This is a genomic window from Flavobacterium sp. KACC 22761 (assembly GCF_034058155.1).
In the GTDB taxonomy this organism is placed as follows: Bacteria; Bacteroidota; Bacteroidia; order Flavobacteriales; family Flavobacteriaceae; genus Flavobacterium.
This window is the reverse complement of sequence record NZ_CP139148.1, coordinates 4,582,944-4,599,088: the sequence shown is the minus strand read 5'-3', so window position 1 is coordinate 4,599,088 and position 16,145 is coordinate 4,582,944. Positions and strand designations below refer to the sequence as shown.

The window sequence follows — 16,145 nt, the reverse complement described above, 5'->3', positions numbered from 1 at the left end:
TAAATCCGCTTGATCTGCTAAATCTGCGGGCAAAAAATAAAAGAATAAAGAATGAAAATCGGACTTTTTATACCGTGTTATGTCGATCAGTTTTACCCAAAAGTAGGAATCGCAACTTATGAGCTTTTACAAAAATTAGGCTGTGATGTTCATTTTCCTATGGGTCAAACCTGTTGCGGACAGCCAATGGCAAACAGCGGTTACGAGCATTTAACGAAAGGCTGCAACGCAAATTTTATTTCTAATTTTGCAGGATTTGATTATATCGTTTGTCCGTCAGGAAGCTGCGTTTTGCACGTAAAAGAGCATTTGCATGATGACAAACTCGAAGTTGTCGCGTCAGAAATGCGTAAAAAAGTATTCGAGTTAACCGAGTTTATTATTGATATTCTGGATATTCATCAAATAAACGGTAATTTTCCATATAGAGTCGGAATGCACCAAAGTTGCCACGGTCAGCGTGGTTTAAAGCTTTCGCAGATGACCGAATTGAACGCACCATTTTTTTCAAAACCACAGCAATTGCTTTATAAAATCAAAGGTTTGGATTTGGTTTCATTATCCAGAAAAGACGAATGTTGCGGTTTTGGAGGAACATTCTGCGTTACAGAAGAAGCTGTTTCAGTAAAAATGGGACAAGACCGAATCAAAGATCATGAAAATCAAAATGTAGATTATATAACAGGTGGAGACATGTCGTGTTTGATGCATTTGGAAGGTATTTTAAGAAGACAAAACAGTCGAGTAAAAACCATTCATATTGCCGAAATATTGAATACAATGACGTAAAAAATTGGGACACAGATCTTATTGATTGAACTGGTTTTCGCTGGTTTAAATTTAAAAAATCTGCGCCAATCTGTTTAATCCGTAAAATCCGTGAGCCATTTTTCAAAAATATAATCATGAAAAAAATATCAATTTGTTTTGCCCTTTTACTTTCATTGCTGTTTTTGTCGTTTCAGATAGATCCAACTTTTGTAACGCAAAAAGAAGTGGTAGTAAAAGCGCCTTTTGAAATGCCTGCAATCAAAATTCCTGATTTCAGCAAGTGCAAGAAATTTTCGATTGTTGATTTTGGAGCAGTAAAAGGAGATAAAGAAAAAACTTCTGAAGCAATTTCTAAAGCCATTTCAAAAGCCAATAAATCGGGTGGAGGAATTGTAATAATTCCGGAAGGCGAATGGCTGACTAAGAAAATTCATTTTAAAAGTAATGTAAATCTGCATTTAGAAAAAGGTGCGGTTTTGCTTTTTTCTGAAGATCCAAAAGATTATCTGCCTGCTGTTCGTTCCACTTGGGAAGGTTATGAATGCTACAATTATTCGCCGCTGGTTTATGCCTATCAGTGTAAAAATATTGCCATTACAGGCGAAGGCGAATTGAAGGCAAAAATGGATGTTTGGACCAAATGGTTCGCACGCCCAAAAGCGCATATGGAAAGTCTGAAGAGATTGTATTATTTGGCTTCTTACCAAAAACCTGTCGAAGAAAGACAAATGGTTAATGATACAGCAAATTTGCGTCCGCATTTTATTCAGTTCAATCGTTGCCAGAATATTTTAATGGATGGCGTTAAGATTACCAACAGTCCGTTTTGGACGATTCATCCGTTTTTGTCAAAAGATGTCGTGATAAGAAATCTTCAGGTTTATGCACACGGACATAATAATGACGGTGTTGATCCGGAAATGTCTCAAAATGTATTGATCGAAAATTGTGTTTTTGACCAGGGAGACGATGCAATCGCAATTAAATCGGGTTGTGGAATAGATGCCTGGACCCTAAGTACGCCTTCTAAAAATATTGTAATGCGAAATTGTACTGTAAAAAACGGACATCAATTAGTAGCGATTGGAAGTGAACTTTCAGGTGGCATCGAAAATGTTTTTATTGATAATTGCACTGTCGTGGATGGCGCAAAACTAAATCATCTTTTATACATTAAAACCAATGAAAGAAGAGGCGGTTTTGTAAATAATATTCACATGACAAATATTAAATCAGGAAAAATTGACGCAGGAATTCTCGGAATAGAAACCGATGTTTTGTATCAATGGCGTGATTTGGTTCCAACAATTGAACGACGTTTGACACCAATAAAAAATGTGCATTTTGAAAATATAAAAGCAACCAATGTGAAGTTTATTTCGAGAATTCAAGCTCAGAAAGAACTTCCGGTAGAGAATATTTTCTTGACAAATGTAACTGCTGAAAATGTTCAGGGTGAGAAATCGATTCATGAAAATGTAGTGAATTTTGTCAGTAAAAATTAATTAAGCGTTTTAAACTCTAAAAAATGTCTTCAAAAAAAACAATAGAACATAGCGAAGCGGCGGCACGTTTTAATAAAGATGTTGCCCGCGTAAACTGGCATGACGAGACGCTTTGGTTTGTTAGGGAAAAGCGTGATAAATCAGCACATGAGATTCCGGATTGGGAATTACTGCGTGAAACAGCTTCTAAAATCAAGAATAATGTACTTTCAAATATTCACGATTATTTAGTTGAATTTGAAGCAAACGCTCAGAAAAACGGCATAAAAGTACACTGGGCAGCGGATGCGAAAGAACATAATGAAATCGTGCATTCTATCTTAGTAAAACACGATGTTAAGCAAATGGTGAAATCAAAATCGATGCTTACAGAAGAATGCCATTTGAATGAATATTTAGCTGAAAATGGTGTAGAAGTTATTGACTCGGATTTAGGAGAATACATTGTACAGCTTCGCAAAGAACCACCGAGCCATATTGTTTTGCCCGCAATTCATCTTAAAAAAGAAGATGTAAGCGAAACTTTTCACGAACATTTAGGTACAGAAAAAGGAAATTTTGATCCGCAATATTTAACCGAATCGGCGCGACAACAGCTTCGCGATACGTTTTTAACCCGAAAAGCTGCTCTAACCGGAGTTAATTTTGCCATAGCAGAAACCGGCGAATTTGTGGTTTGTACCAATGAAGGAAATGCTGATATGGGCGCGCATTTAGCCGATGTGCATATTGCCTGTATGGGGTTTGAAAAGCTGATTCCGAAAAGAGAACATTTAGGTGTTTTCTTGAGATTGTTGGCTAGAAGTGCAACCGGACAACCAATCACGACTTTTTCAAGTCATTTTAAAAAGCCAAGGGACGGAAAAGAAATTCATATTGTAATTGTCGATAACGGCCGAAGCACTCAATTAGGAAGAGAAGATTTTAGAAATTCACTGAAATGTATTCGTTGTGGAGCCTGCATGAACACTTGTCCAGTTTACAGAAGAAGCGGTGGACACAGTTATCATAATGCAGTTGCAGGACCAATTGGCTCTATTTTGGCACCAAACTTAGACATGAGCAAAAATGCCGATTTGCCATTTGCAAGTACACTTTGTGGTTCGTGTACCAATGTTTGTCCGGTAAAAATCGATATTCACGATCAGTTGTATAAATGGCGTCAGGTTTTGGTTAAAGAAGGGCATACGCCAACTTCTAAAACTATAGCAATGAAAACGATGGCAACAGTTTTGGCAAATCCGACGGTTTTTAATATCGCAGGAAAATCAGGCCGATTTGTAATGAAAAATGCTCCAGGTTTGGTCAACAATAAAATGAACAAATGGTACGATCAACGCGAAATGCCTGCCGTTCCAGAAGAATCATTTAGAGAGTGGTACAAGAAGAATTCAAGAGAAGCAAAAGATAAAAACAATGAGTAGTAAAGCCGATATATTACGTAAAATAAAACAGAATCAACCTGATTCTGTAACTGCTTTGCCAGACTTAAAAGTTTTAGGATCTGAACAATTCGATGTTTTAGAAACTTATAAAACCGTACTGAAAAACATTGGAGGAAACACTGTAGAAGTTTCAAATTATGCGGAAGTGATTTCGTATATCAAAGAGCATTATAACATTGAAAAACGCATTGTTACAACACTTTCTGGACTTTCTGAAATTGCAAGTTTAGATTGGACAAATGACGATCCGCATTCGCTTAAAAACGTGGAATTAACAGTTGTAAAAGCGCATTTTGGTGTTGCCGAAAACAGCGCGCTTTGGGTAACAGATGATATTTTAGGACAGCGTGTTTCTCCATTTATCGCGCAATATTTGGCTATTATAGTAAACAAAGAAAAGATATATCCAACAATGCATCAGGCATATGAAAAAATAGGAAATCAAGAATATGGTTTCGGAACTTTCATCGCCGGACCTTCAAAAACCGCTGATATTGAACAGTCTTTGGTTTTAGGTGCGCATGGCGCGAGGGGATTGGTTGTCTTTATTTTAGGGTAGAATTTTAGTTTCAAAATATACTAAACTGTGTAAAGGTCTTAATTGATTTTTATGCAGTTTTTTGTTGAATTCATTTGATGTTTTTTTAAATACTTTATAGAGTTTTACTATATATTTGTCTGGAATGTTGCCTGTGAGTCCTTACAAAGCTCGCGCATTAGATTTATAAATTAAATTAAAAATGATTGACATTTTACATATACATGATGGAACTAAAATAAAATTAATTATACTTGTCTTTGTATTATTTTTTTGCTCATTTTATTTTTTAAAAAAATATAAAAGTCCCGATTGGCAAGCAAAAATTTTGCTGATAATTGGAATAACAGGCCCGATTTGGTTAATTTATTATGAGATAAAAAGAGATTTTGACGTTCAATTATTGAGTAAAGATTTTGCATTAACGACGGGTAAAATTGATAAATACTTTATACCTAATATAAAAGGATCAATTCCCTCAATAGGTAAAAGTGCTGACCATAATTATATTGAATATAGCTATGTTGTAAATAATATAGTCGAAACAAATTCTTATGATGAGAACTATTTTATAAAAATTCCAAATGAAAAACCGAACCTAAATATTTCATATCTGGTTCTATATGAAAGGAATAATCCTAAAAATAGTTTTATTTTAATTAATTATCCAATCAATAATCTTAATGATTTAAATATGTATAAAAAAAAGTTTGAGCACGGTATTCCAGATGATGCTTTTGAGTTGAAATAAAGAGGTTGATTATTAGAAAAGACGTTAGTGAAGATTGTGATCTGTGGAATTAAAAGGAAATCTGAAATCATTTTAAAGAAACATGAAAAATATAGAAGAATGAAAAATAAAGAGTTTTTAAAAACATTACTTTTTTCAATATTATTAGCTGTTGTAGTAAGATGTATTTCGATCTATATTTTATGGGAGAGGATGGAAATTACCCAAAGTAACTTTCATAAAAATCTAATTGACATTGATACCTATCAGCAAAAAACAGTTGAAAATCTTTATCTTAATATATTTACAACATTTGTTTTGCCATATATTGCTGCAATATTATTTTATTTTTTAGCCAAAATAAATCTGCGACCAAAAAATAACTTTTTAACGTTTCTATTGACATTTACAATATTGTTTTTTCTATCGTATATTTCAATGAGTTACGGTTTGAGAATCTTGAAATAAATCAGTTAAGAATCGTTACGATAGGTGAATAAAAAAAAGCAAAATAGGCATTCCATTTTGCTTTTTTATTTCAGTATTTTAATAAAGCATTTGTGCCAATGCTGATGCCGAAGAAGCTGATTTTGGCAATAAAGAAGTTAATGCTGAAAATTGTGTGGGAGTGATGTTTTTTTTCATTTTAGCTAAAAAAGACTCTCTGTTGGCTGTCATTTTTGAGGTGTAACCTGCTTTGTCAGTCGCCATTGTTGGCAAAATATTTTTCTTTTTATTGAGAGTTTCATTTACCAATGAATTTACAATAGGTTTTTGTGCATCGGTTAATTTCAACTTCGGATTCAGTAATCCCATAACCTGATTAGAAATACTGGCAACATCAAACGAAGGAACTGCTGTCTGAGATGCTTTGCTTGCCGCTTTCGTAAGATCTCCTACACTTTGGGCATTTGCAAGCGTAATGGTTCCTAGCAAAACCATTACAAGTAATACTCTTCTTTTCATAATATTATTTTTAAGTTGTTGGAATGTATTAAAGGTAAAAAAAATATTGATTCAAAAAAGAGTTTTTGTTTGTAAGTGTTTAATAATGTGTTGTTTGTGTGGTTTTTTGGAAAAATTCGATTAATGTTGAAGAATTAAAATAAATTTTATCTTAGCTTCAAATCTGCGCTAAGGTTTGAGAATAGATCTGCGCGATCGGATAAACACAAAATAAAAGAATAATGAAACAAAAGTTTAATAAAGAATTTTATACAACGATTGGATTTGCAGTGTCTATATTTGTATTGACATTTTTCTTTTTTAAAGAATATGCTCTCCAGTCTTCTTCAATTTTAGGAAGTCTTTTTTCTAGTATTATAGCTGTACTTTTAAGTTTTGCTCTTACATGGTTCTTAAAAAATAAAAACCTCTTTCAAAAGGGAATTGTTCTCCTGATTTATGTTGCTTTTATTGCGGTTTTTGCCTATTCAAAAAAAAATAATTTAATTACGGATAGTCCTGTTGGTAAAACAAATATAAATTCTGTTTGTGGTAACTGGGTTACAAAGGAAAATGATTTAATACTTAAACTGGATATTAGTGGTAACATAATGAAAATGAATTTTTATCCTAATAATAAGCAATTGGTTTTTGAGTATGAAATAAAAGATCATGTAATAGATTTTTTTAATGATGATGATGTGTCTAATTTTCAGTGGAAAATTTTAAAGTTAACAAGTGATTCATTAGTTGTACTTGAAAAAAAACAGATTTTAAAATTTAAAAAGGAAAAATGAGGATAATTTATCAGAGGTGCTGATGGTAATCTCGCTCCCCGCTAACGATTGTGGAGAGAAGATATGCGCGATCGGAATGACAATATTGTGTCAAAAAGAATGTTTCACTACTTAAAAAAAAATATAAGCAAACCTTTACTAAAAACAAAAACGTAAGATTTAGCCTTACACAGCAGCCCGAAAATCAAAATTTTATGAATTGATTTTTGCAAAATTGCCATAAATAGGCTTATAATTGTGGTTTCTACACAAATTCCAAAAAAAGCATACTATTTTGAAGCATTTTGTTCTGCATTTTATACTGTTATTTGGTTTCACTTCGCTGAGTTTTGCGCAGGATAATCCCGTGAAATTTCTTGATATTTCTGATGGTTTGTCAAACAATTCGGTGACGACGATTTTTCAGGATAGCGACGGTTATATCTGGTTCGGGACTTATGACGGACTCAACCGTTATGACGGTTACAATTTTAAAGTTTTTAGAAACCGAATCAACGACAAAAAATCACTTTCATTTAATGCTGTTTATAATATCGAAGGCGATTCCGGAAAAAATATTTGGGTTGGAGGCGCAAACGGAATCAGCATTTACAATAAAGCAACGGCCACATTTCAGCCGGCAGAATATCTTTTATCGGATAAAAAGAAAATCCTAAATGGCATTATTCATCAAATGCGTTCTGTTTCCGAGAACCTGTTTTTGATTGCTTCGCAGAGTTTAGGTTTAGTTAGTTTTGAGAATGGGGCATTCGTTGGAAAACAAATTCCGCTTACCGTTTTGGGCAATAAAATCAGCATCAATAATTATGATGCGATTGCCATTCAAGAAGATAAAAAAAACAATCATTCCTGGGTGTATGTTCGTAATGTCGGAATTTGCAGTTACAGTTATTCGGCTAAAACTTTAAAAGCTATTTTTTCGCTTTCGAAAGAAGTAAAAGCAATGAAATTAGCTTCTGACGGAAATCTTTGGCTTGGAACAGATGAAGGACTTTTTCTTTTCAATACCAAAACAGGCATTATTTCAGCTAATTATTTTTCGAATAAATGCAGTGTCACCGATCTTTTGGTTGACAAGAAAAAAGAACTCTGGATCACGACTGATGGCTGTGGCATTTACAAAGTAATCGGAACAAATAAAAAAGCCATTTCGTTTAATACTGTCAACGAAAATCAGTTGGCGAAAAGCAACTCAGTTTGGAGCTTGTACGAAGATAAAGATGGCAACAAATGGTTTGGCTCATTGCGTGGTGGCATCAGTATGTTGAGCAATACGCCAAAATATTTTAAAAACATTCGCTATAATGCCAAAGATCCCGCCGAAAACTTCATTTTGTCTTTTTGTGAAGATGAAAAAAAGAATCTTTGGGTAGGAACAGATGGCGCAGGTTTAAAATATTGGAACCGGAAAAACAATACTTATATAAATTACGGAAACAAACTTTCGAGTCCGTTTATTACCGGAATTATTAGGGATAATAACAACGAAATCTGGCTTTCGACTTGGGCTGGCGGCGTCAATAAAATCAATCCGAAGAATAATTCGGTTACGCAATATTCGTGTTTTAATCCTTTTACGAAACAAGTTGAAAAAAATATTTGGTTTGTTTACAAAGATTCAAAAGCAAATATTTGGGTAAGTGCGACAAATGAAGGTTCGTTATATTTATTTGACCGAACAAAAAACAGTTTTGTGCTTTTTGACAAATCGGTTACAAATTTGCAATGTTTGACGGAAACGAGCGATGGAAAACTTTGGGGCGGAAATTATACCAATTTGTTTTCTATCGAGAAGAATACACGAAAAATAACCAAAGTTTCTATAGGAAATGCAGTCCGTTGTATTCATGAGGATAAAGACAAAAATCTTTGGCTCGGGACTCAGGAAGGTGGACTTTTGTTATTTGACCGAAAAGCAAGCACTTTTAAACGATTTACCTCAGACAATGGCTTGCCGTCAAATACGATTTTGAGACTTCTGGAAGACAAAGAAGGCAATTTGTGGATGAGTACGTACAACGGCGTGTGCAGATTTGATAAAAAGCGACAAACTTTCCGCAATTTCTCTGTGAATGACGGTTTACAAAGCAATCAGTTTAGTTTTAATGCCGGACTCGAATTATCGACTGGAGAATTTCTTTTTGGCGGAATTAACGGTTTCAACATTTTTTTTCCAGAAAAGATTAAAGGTTTCAATCAGAAGAATAATTTATTGCTGAGCGATTTCTCAGTAAACAATCAGTCAATTGAAGAAAGCAAGGTAGAAGTTTCAGATGCTGATTCAGGCAAAATGAAAGAAGTACGTTTGGATTATGATCAAACGGCTTTGTCATTAGAATTTGTGGCAATAGATTATAATAATGCCGACAAAATAAATTATGCGTATTTTTTGGAAGGCTGGGATGAACAGTGGAATTATGTGGGTCAAGCCCGAAAAGCAAATTACTCGAGATTGCCAGAAGGAAAATATACTTTCAAGGTTAAAACAACCAATTTTAAAGGCGGTTGGAATAAAGAAGTCAGTTTGGTTTCTATTCAAGTTTTACCGCCTTGGTACAGAACCTGGTGGGCCTACACTTTATATTTACTTGCAATTGCAGGCGCACTTTTTCTGTATTTAGATTACCAAAAAAACAAAGAAAAACTTAAATATAAAGTCAAAATTGCCGAATTAGAAAGCAAGAAAGAAAAAGAAATTGCTGAGAAACAATCGTCGATGTTCACTTATATTTCGCATGAATTTAGAACGCCGCTTTCGCTGATTATCAATCCGCTGAAAAAAGCCGTTCAGAAGGAACGTGTTGAAAACGGATCTTCAGGAAGTGATTTGGCCATTGCGCACCGAAATGCCAGACGTCTTTTGAGTTTGGTCGATCAACTTTTGCTTTTCAGAAAAGCCGAAAATGATGCCGATTCGCTTCGATTATCGCCTATAAATGTCAATAAGCTTTGCAATGAAGTGTATCAATGTTTTGTGAATCAGGCGAAAGATAAAAACATCAATTATGGTTTTGAGATTCCTGAAAACGAAATTGAGATAATTGGGGATTATGAAAAAATCGAAATTTCACTGTTCAATTTAATGTCCAATGCTTTTAAATACACGCCAATTGGAGGTGAAATTAATTTGAAATTGACAGAAACGAATTCTGATGTTGAAATGGAAATTTCAGACAGCGGAGAAGGAATCGACAAAGGAGATATCGAAGTAATATTCGAAAAATTCAAACAAATCAATTCTAAAGTTTCCATTGGAACCGGTTTTGGAATCGGGCTTTTTATCGTGAAATATTTTGTCGATAAACACAAAGGAAAAGTGAGCTGTAGTAGTGAAATTGGAAAAGGAAGTATATTTAAACTAACATTTCTGAAAGGAAGCAGTCATTTTGAAAATGCTGTGATCACAAATGATGTTCAAGTAAGAAGCCAGCTTTTTGATGAATTGAATATTGACGATACTGAGGAGAATAATGCGGTAAATACTCAAGTTTCTGAAAGTGATTTCCAGACTGTAATGCTTACCGAAAAACGAACCATTTTAATTATTGACGATAATGATGATATCAGAAATTATCTAATTAAAATGTTTTCGGAAAATTATATGGTTTACAGCGCTGAAAATGGAGAAGAAGGCTTAAAACTGACGAAAAAACACATGCCAGATTTAGTAATCAGCGATATTACTATGGAACAAATGGACGGCTTGGAATTGTGCCGAAAAATAAAAGAAAGCAATGATTTGTCGCATATTCCGGTTATTTTATTGACGGCTTCCAAAAATCCAGAAACGCATTTGCAAGGAATCAACGATGGTGCCGATGATTATATCATGAAACCTTTTGATGACGATATTCTTGTTGCGCGAGTGGAATCGTTATTGCGAAACAGAAGCAATCTTAGAACTTATTTCTTGGATAGTATTACTTTAAAAGAAAACACCCAGAAAGTTCCGGCAGAATATCAGTTCATCTTGAAAAAATGTATTGATATTGTTGAGGCTAATATTCATAAAAAAGATTTTACGATAAAAACCTTTGCTCAAGAAATGGGAATGAGCCACAGAACGCTTTATACCAAAATCAAGATTATTTCGGGACAGACTTTAAATGCTTTTATTCGATCACTCCGTATTCGCAGAGCGGCGATGTTGATGCTTACAGAAGACATGAATATTGCACAGGCAAGTGCCGAAGTTGGTTTTGAAGATCCGAAATATTTTAGACAACAGTTTGTGAAACTTTTTGGAATGACGCCTTCGGAGTATATTAAAAAATATAAGAGCTCTTTCAACTCTGATTTGAATATTATCAGTTAAAATCCATTTTCAGACTTTATGTTTTCTTAACGACTCAATTGCATTTTGTAAATGAGAGTGATTTTTTTTGAAAAATTTCAAACGTTTTAGTCTGAAAACAAAGAATATTTTAAATATTGCAGATTATGTAAAAATATTCGGTTATTTTTTAATACTCTGTAAATTTTAATCCAAAATAATAATTAATTGCAATTTTGACCTCCTTTTTTTTCCATTTTACCCCTCCTTAGAAGTGTGATTTAGACATTTCTTTGCATCGATAGTAATAGATTAAGTTGTATTACTGTGTAAAATTATAAGTGTTATTTTTTTGATAAGTTTTTAATCAGTTTAAAGAATTGAGCCTTCTTTAAAATAAGATTGTAAGAGTTGGTTTTACGTATTACTTATCTGGCCCGTGGCAAAAATCGCGGGCCAAAAAATAAAAGCTTAACTGTTTAGAAAAACAAAAAAAAGGAAATATTAATCAAACTTTACTAACATGACAAAAACCCAACCACCGATTTTTTATTGTCATTTTCTTTCTCCAAAAAGGAAAAGACAATCTAGATCTTCAAAAATGAGTCTGACTCATTTATTTCAACAATCACTTTACGCATAAAACAAAACAAACTAACCTAACCTTAAAATTTAAGAAATGAAAAAGAATAAATTTTTATTTTTTCTTGCCGTTTTTGCCATCTTGTTTGCAGGATGTCAAAGCAACGATTCAGATTTCGCTCCATCTGATGATCCTACAGTAGTTGTTGCTACAAAGGAAATTTATGGTGCGCCAAACCGAAAATTCGAAATCAAAGCGGCTCTTGCTGACGATTTGGGATTAAAAAGTGTCGAAATCCAAATTCCAGAATTATCACTTGATAAAGTAATTTCGTTTGCAACAGACCCTTTACTTAAAAAGTATGATCTAAGTTATTTTTTTGAAGTTCCTGCAAACAGAGGAACTTCGGAAGCGTTTAAAATCAAATTGACAATTACAGACGTTTCTGGAAATGCAGTTAATGAAGAAATCAATCTTCGTTTAGATGGAGAATTTGCTGCGCCGTCAATAACTATGGTTACTCCAAAAGAAGGAGCGGTAATTTTATTGTCAACAAGCAACCAAATGCCAGTAAATTTTGTAGTAAATGACGATTCAGGTATTGATTACGTCCAAGTTCAATGTGCTGCTTTAGGAATCAACGAAATGATTCAATTAACAGGATCGCCTCAATCTTATACTTTCAATAAAACGTATACATTGCCAGTAACTGCAGCCGATTATGTTTTGACAATTACAGCTAAAGATAAATTCGCAATTCCAAATACAGGATCATTGAATGTAAATATTGTGGCTACAAACGAATATCCGGCAATCTTTTTATGTGATCAGCCGAAAGGGACAAACTTAACAACTGATGCAGTTGGAGTTCCAATGTATTTCCACGCGAAAAACGGACAGGATTTCGAATTCAAATATTATGCAGATAAAGACAATAAGGAAGTTTATTTCTTAGGTCAGGAATCAGATTTTGCCCCACATTGTTTTGGTTTGAATACTGCAGGAGAATTAGTTGATGATGTTGCTTCAACGCCAATTATTTTGCCAACAAAAGGATATTACAAAATCAAAGTGAATCCAAATACTTTAAAATATACAGTTGAAAAATACACGCCAACAAGCAAAGTATGGGCTGATATTGCAAACGGATTATGGCATGATGATGCTGCGCAAAGAAGACCTTTCGTAAGTGTTTGTGGTGGCGGAATTAAGGATGCAAACTGGGATACTTGGAATGCATGGGTAATGACAGGACTTCACTTGAGCAATAATTCGACAAATCCTTATCAATTAGTTGGAGAATACACTTTAACAGGAACGATGGAAGCAACTTTTACAGGCCAATGGTGGGATCCTTCTTGGAGATTAATCAAAAACGGAATCTGTACCATGTCGCCAGGAGAGAACGGAAATGCTAAATATCCAGCTGCGGCGGGAGTTTATAAAGTAGTTCTTGACACTGAGTTAGAAAGAGTTTTCATCACTAAAAAATAAGTTGTTATGACCTTGTTGTAACATTTAATTATAAAACAGCTTAATATGAAATTAAAATATATAGGATTTTTTATTGCCCTGATGTGTACTGCGGTATCATTTGGACAAATAAAAATTACAGGTACAGTTAAGGATAAAGCTGCTGTGCCAATTCCAGGAGTTAATGTAGTTGTAAAAGGAGCTTCAACTAACACGTCAACAGATTTTGACGGAAAGTTTACAATCAGTGTTCCAAATAAAAATGCGCAAATTGAATTCTCTTTTGTTGGTTTTACCAATAAAACGGTTCCAGTTGGCGATAAAACTAATTTTGATATTGTTTTGGAAGAAGCCAGCCAAGCATTAGATGAAATTGTGGTTGTGGGTTATGCTGCAGTAAAAAAGAGCGATGTTACGAGTTCGATTTCTTCTGTAAAAGGAAAAGAATTGCAAACAATGACAGTTGGTAACGTTGCAGAATCACTTCAAGGAAAAGTTTCAGGGGTACAAGTAACGGGACAAGGTGGTCCTGGTGCACAACCAAGAGTATTGATTCGTGGTATTTCTACAGTAAACTTAAGTACAGATCCTCTTTATGTTGTTGACGGAATCCCGATGGGAACAAGCATAAACTTTTTAAGCAACAACGAAATTGAGTCGATGGAGGTTTTGAAAGATGCTTCTGCGAGTGCTATTTATGGTTCTCGTGCTTCAAATGGAGTTATCTTGATTACTACTAAAAAAGGAAAAGCAGGAAAAACAAGATTCAACTTTGATACAAGTTCAGGTATGCAGATTATGAATAATCCGTATCATATGGCAGATGCAGAAGGTTATGCAACGATCATGAACACGGCTTATAATAACTCTGGCTATTCAGATTATTTGCCAAACCCTTCTCAATACAGAGGTAAAACTACAGATTGGTGGAATGCAGGAATTAAAAAAGGAACTCCTGTTGTGAATGCTTCTCTTGGGGTTACTGGAGGTTCAGATAAACACACTTTTGCTGTAAGTTTAAATTATTACAATTCAGAATCTATTTATGATGTAGGTGGATGGGAACGTATCACAATGAGAATTGCAAATGATTTTAAATTCTCTGATAAATTCTCCGCAGGAATTACTTTAAATCCTCGTTATGAAGCGTACGGTTCGCCAGGAAACTGGGCCGATTTTGACAAAATTGATCCAATTACGCCAATCTACAAACCAGCAGATCAATTAAACGGAACAGAAAACGAATACAGCATTTACGCACGTTCTCCTTCGTATATCTGGAATCCTGTTGCTGCTGTAAAACGTTATGATGATTTTACAGATCAATACAACTTAAACACAAATGGTTATTTGCAGTATACGCCAATCAAAGGATTGATGATTCGTTCACAAGCTTCTATTGAAGTTGGAGATAAAGTTAGAAATAAATTCAGCCCTGATTTTGTAATCGATGCGGCGCATGAAAAAGCAGAAATCAATAGTGTTGAAAAATGGAATACAACAAATGTTGATTGGACTTGGCAAAACACAATTACATATACCAAAACATTTGCCGAAAAACACAACGCTTCTTTAATGGTGGGTAACACTATGGAGGAATATAACGGAAATGATCTTTGGGGTTATGGCGAAGGAGTTCCTAACAACTCTGATTCTATGAGAGAATTAAATGCAGCAACTAAAAACCGTAACAGTGGAGGAAACAGCTGGTCAAGTTCTTTGATGTCTTATATTTCTCGTTTTTCTTACAACTATGATGGAAAGTATTATTTTACAGGTACTTTCAGACGTGATGGTTCTTCAAAATTCATGGAAAACAACAAATGGGCAAATTTCCCTTCTGCATCGGTTTCATGGAGAATTTTGAACGAAGATTTTATGGAATCAACAAAAGATGTGTTGAGCGATTTAAGATTTAGAGCGGGTTGGGGTAAAGTAGGAAACCAAAACTTGCCAAGCGCGGTTTATCAATCTAATATCGGAACAGGATTTTATCCTATTGGAGATAATATTGCTGATACTTCTTATCCTTCTACAATGGCTAATAAGGACATTAAATGGGAAACTGTTGAAGATATTTCTTTTGGACTTGATTTTGGATTATGGAAAAATAAGCTTTCTGGATCTTTGGAATATTATCAAAAGAAAACGCATGATATGCTTTTCTTAAAACAATTCCCAACATACAGCGGTTTCCCTGGGTATTCAACAATGTGGACCAATGTTGGATCAATGCAGTCAAGCGGTATCGATTTATTGGTTTCGTATAAAGACAAAAAGGGAGATTTCTCTTGGGGTGCAGATGTGACTTTTACAACTGTAAATGTTAAAATGCTGAATTTATCTGCTGATGGTGAAAAATTATACGGCGCAAGCAACAGAACTTTGACGGTTGAAGGAAATGAGCCTGGATATTTCTATGGATATGTTGCTGATGGTTTGTTCCAAAACCAAACAGAATTGAATTCTCATACTGATGAGCACGGAACAAAATTACAGCCTTACGCACAAGTTGGAGATGTTCGTTTTAAAGATATCAATGGCGATGGAAAAATAGATGATAAAGACAGAACTAAAATTGGTTCTCCTTGGGCTGATTACAATGTCGGATTGAATTTGAATTTTGCTTACAAAAATTTTGATTTGATTGCGAATTTCTACTCAAGCATTGGAAATGATTTGGTGAACCAAAATATTTCAGATTTATACAACGGTGCAAGTTTGACAAACAAAGTAAGCAACTTATCAGAAATGGCTTGGCATGGAGAAGGAACTTCAAACTCTATTCCTCGTTTGTCTAAAGATGATAACAACGAAAATTTCACAAAATTCTCTTCTTTATATGTTGAGGATGGATCTTATGTACGTTTGAAAAACCTTCAAGTAGGTTACTCATTCTACAATAAATTCGGATTAGATAAACTAAGAATCTCTTTATCAGGTCAAAATATTTGGACTTGGACAAACTATACAGGAGTTGATCCTGAAGTAGGAGGAGGAGTTTTAGGTTCAGGTTTTGGTGGATGGAATTATCCAGTTCAACCAACAATCTTGATGGGTCTTAATGTAGCATTTTAATAAAAAC

The 16,145-nt window shown here is 34.3% G+C and carries 10 protein-coding genes; 9 read left to right on the top strand and 1 reads right to left on the bottom strand.

Going from position 1 to position 16,145, the window contains the following annotated elements:
* Positions 1–51: 51 nt before the first annotated feature.
* From SCB73_RS19445 to SCB73_RS19425, 5 genes are all read left to right on the top strand, one after another.
* On the top strand, positions 52–789 hold the full coding sequence (locus SCB73_RS19445) for a (Fe-S)-binding protein (RefSeq protein ID WP_320567839.1): 738 nt from the start codon (positions 52–54) through the stop codon (positions 787–789).
* Positions 790–905: 116 nt separating this feature from the next.
* Complete coding sequence (locus SCB73_RS19440; RefSeq protein WP_320567838.1) at positions 906–2,276, top strand: glycoside hydrolase family 28 protein; 1,371 nt, start codon at positions 906–908, stop codon at positions 2,274–2,276.
* A 23-nt stretch (positions 2,277–2,299) separates the two neighbouring features.
* A complete protein-coding gene (locus SCB73_RS19435) occupies positions 2,300–3,700 on the top strand; it encodes a lactate utilization protein B (RefSeq protein ID WP_320567837.1) in 1,401 nt (466 codons plus the stop codon).
* Entirely contained in the window at positions 3,693–4,280 is a 588-nt protein-coding gene (locus tag SCB73_RS19430) for a LutC/YkgG family protein (protein WP_320567836.1), read from the top strand. The genes SCB73_RS19435 and SCB73_RS19430 overlap by 8 nt, the downstream gene beginning before the upstream one ends.
* Positions 4,281–4,461: 181 nt before the next feature.
* Complete coding sequence (locus SCB73_RS19425) at positions 4,462–5,010, top strand: hypothetical protein (protein WP_320567835.1); 549 nt, start codon at positions 4,462–4,464, stop codon at positions 5,008–5,010.
* A gap of 525 nt (positions 5,011–5,535) precedes the next feature.
* Here SCB73_RS19425 and SCB73_RS19420 read toward each other — a convergent pair.
* The gene (locus tag SCB73_RS19420; RefSeq protein ID WP_320567834.1) at positions 5,536–5,955 is read right to left on the bottom strand and encodes a hypothetical protein; all 420 of its coding nucleotides are present in this window, start codon (positions 5,953–5,955) and stop codon (positions 5,536–5,538) included.
* Positions 5,956–6,176: 221 nt separating this feature from the next.
* Here SCB73_RS19420 and SCB73_RS19415 point away from each other — a divergent pair, with 221 nt between their 5' ends.
* From SCB73_RS19415 to SCB73_RS19400, 4 genes are all read left to right on the top strand, one after another.
* Positions 6,177–6,731, top strand: coding sequence for a hypothetical protein (locus tag SCB73_RS19415; protein WP_320567833.1), 555 nt, complete (start codon positions 6,177–6,179; stop codon positions 6,729–6,731).
* A 274-nt stretch (positions 6,732–7,005) separates the two neighbouring features.
* On the top strand, positions 7,006–11,046 hold the full coding sequence (locus tag SCB73_RS19410; protein ID WP_320567832.1) for a hybrid sensor histidine kinase/response regulator transcription factor: 4,041 nt from the start codon (positions 7,006–7,008) through the stop codon (positions 11,044–11,046).
* Positions 11,047–11,683: 637 nt separating this feature from the next.
* Positions 11,684–13,081: a hypothetical protein gene (locus SCB73_RS19405; RefSeq protein ID WP_320567831.1), complete on the top strand. Its 1,398-nt coding sequence runs from the start codon at positions 11,684–11,686 to the stop codon at positions 13,079–13,081.
* Between the two features lie 45 nt (positions 13,082–13,126).
* Complete coding sequence (locus SCB73_RS19400) at positions 13,127–16,138, top strand: SusC/RagA family TonB-linked outer membrane protein (RefSeq protein WP_320567830.1); 3,012 nt, start codon at positions 13,127–13,129, stop codon at positions 16,136–16,138.
* Positions 16,139–16,145: the final 7 nt, after the last annotated feature.

Excerpts from the sequence above, each read along its gene's own strand:
- SCB73_RS19420 (WP_320567834.1), bottom strand. The coding sequence starts at position 5,955 with ATGAAAAGAAGAGTATTACTTGTAATGGTTTTGCTAGGAACCATTACG.
- SCB73_RS19400 (WP_320567830.1), top strand. The coding sequence starts at position 13,127 with ATGAAATTAAAATATATAGGATTTTTTATTGCCCTGATGTGTACTGCG.
- SCB73_RS19405 (WP_320567831.1), top strand. The coding sequence starts at position 11,684 with ATGAAAAAGAATAAATTTTTATTTTTTCTTGCCGTTTTTGCCATCTTG.
- SCB73_RS19435 (WP_320567837.1), top strand. The coding sequence starts at position 2,300 with ATGTCTTCAAAAAAAACAATAGAACATAGCGAAGCGGCGGCACGTTTT.
- SCB73_RS19440 (WP_320567838.1), top strand. The coding sequence starts at position 906 with ATGAAAAAAATATCAATTTGTTTTGCCCTTTTACTTTCATTGCTGTTT.
- SCB73_RS19430 (WP_320567836.1), top strand. The coding sequence starts at position 3,693 with ATGAGTAGTAAAGCCGATATATTACGTAAAATAAAACAGAATCAACCT.
- SCB73_RS19445 (WP_320567839.1), top strand. The coding sequence starts at position 52 with ATGAAAATCGGACTTTTTATACCGTGTTATGTCGATCAGTTTTACCCA.
- SCB73_RS19425 (WP_320567835.1), top strand. The coding sequence starts at position 4,462 with ATGATTGACATTTTACATATACATGATGGAACTAAAATAAAATTAATT.
- SCB73_RS19415 (WP_320567833.1), top strand. The coding sequence starts at position 6,177 with ATGAAACAAAAGTTTAATAAAGAATTTTATACAACGATTGGATTTGCA.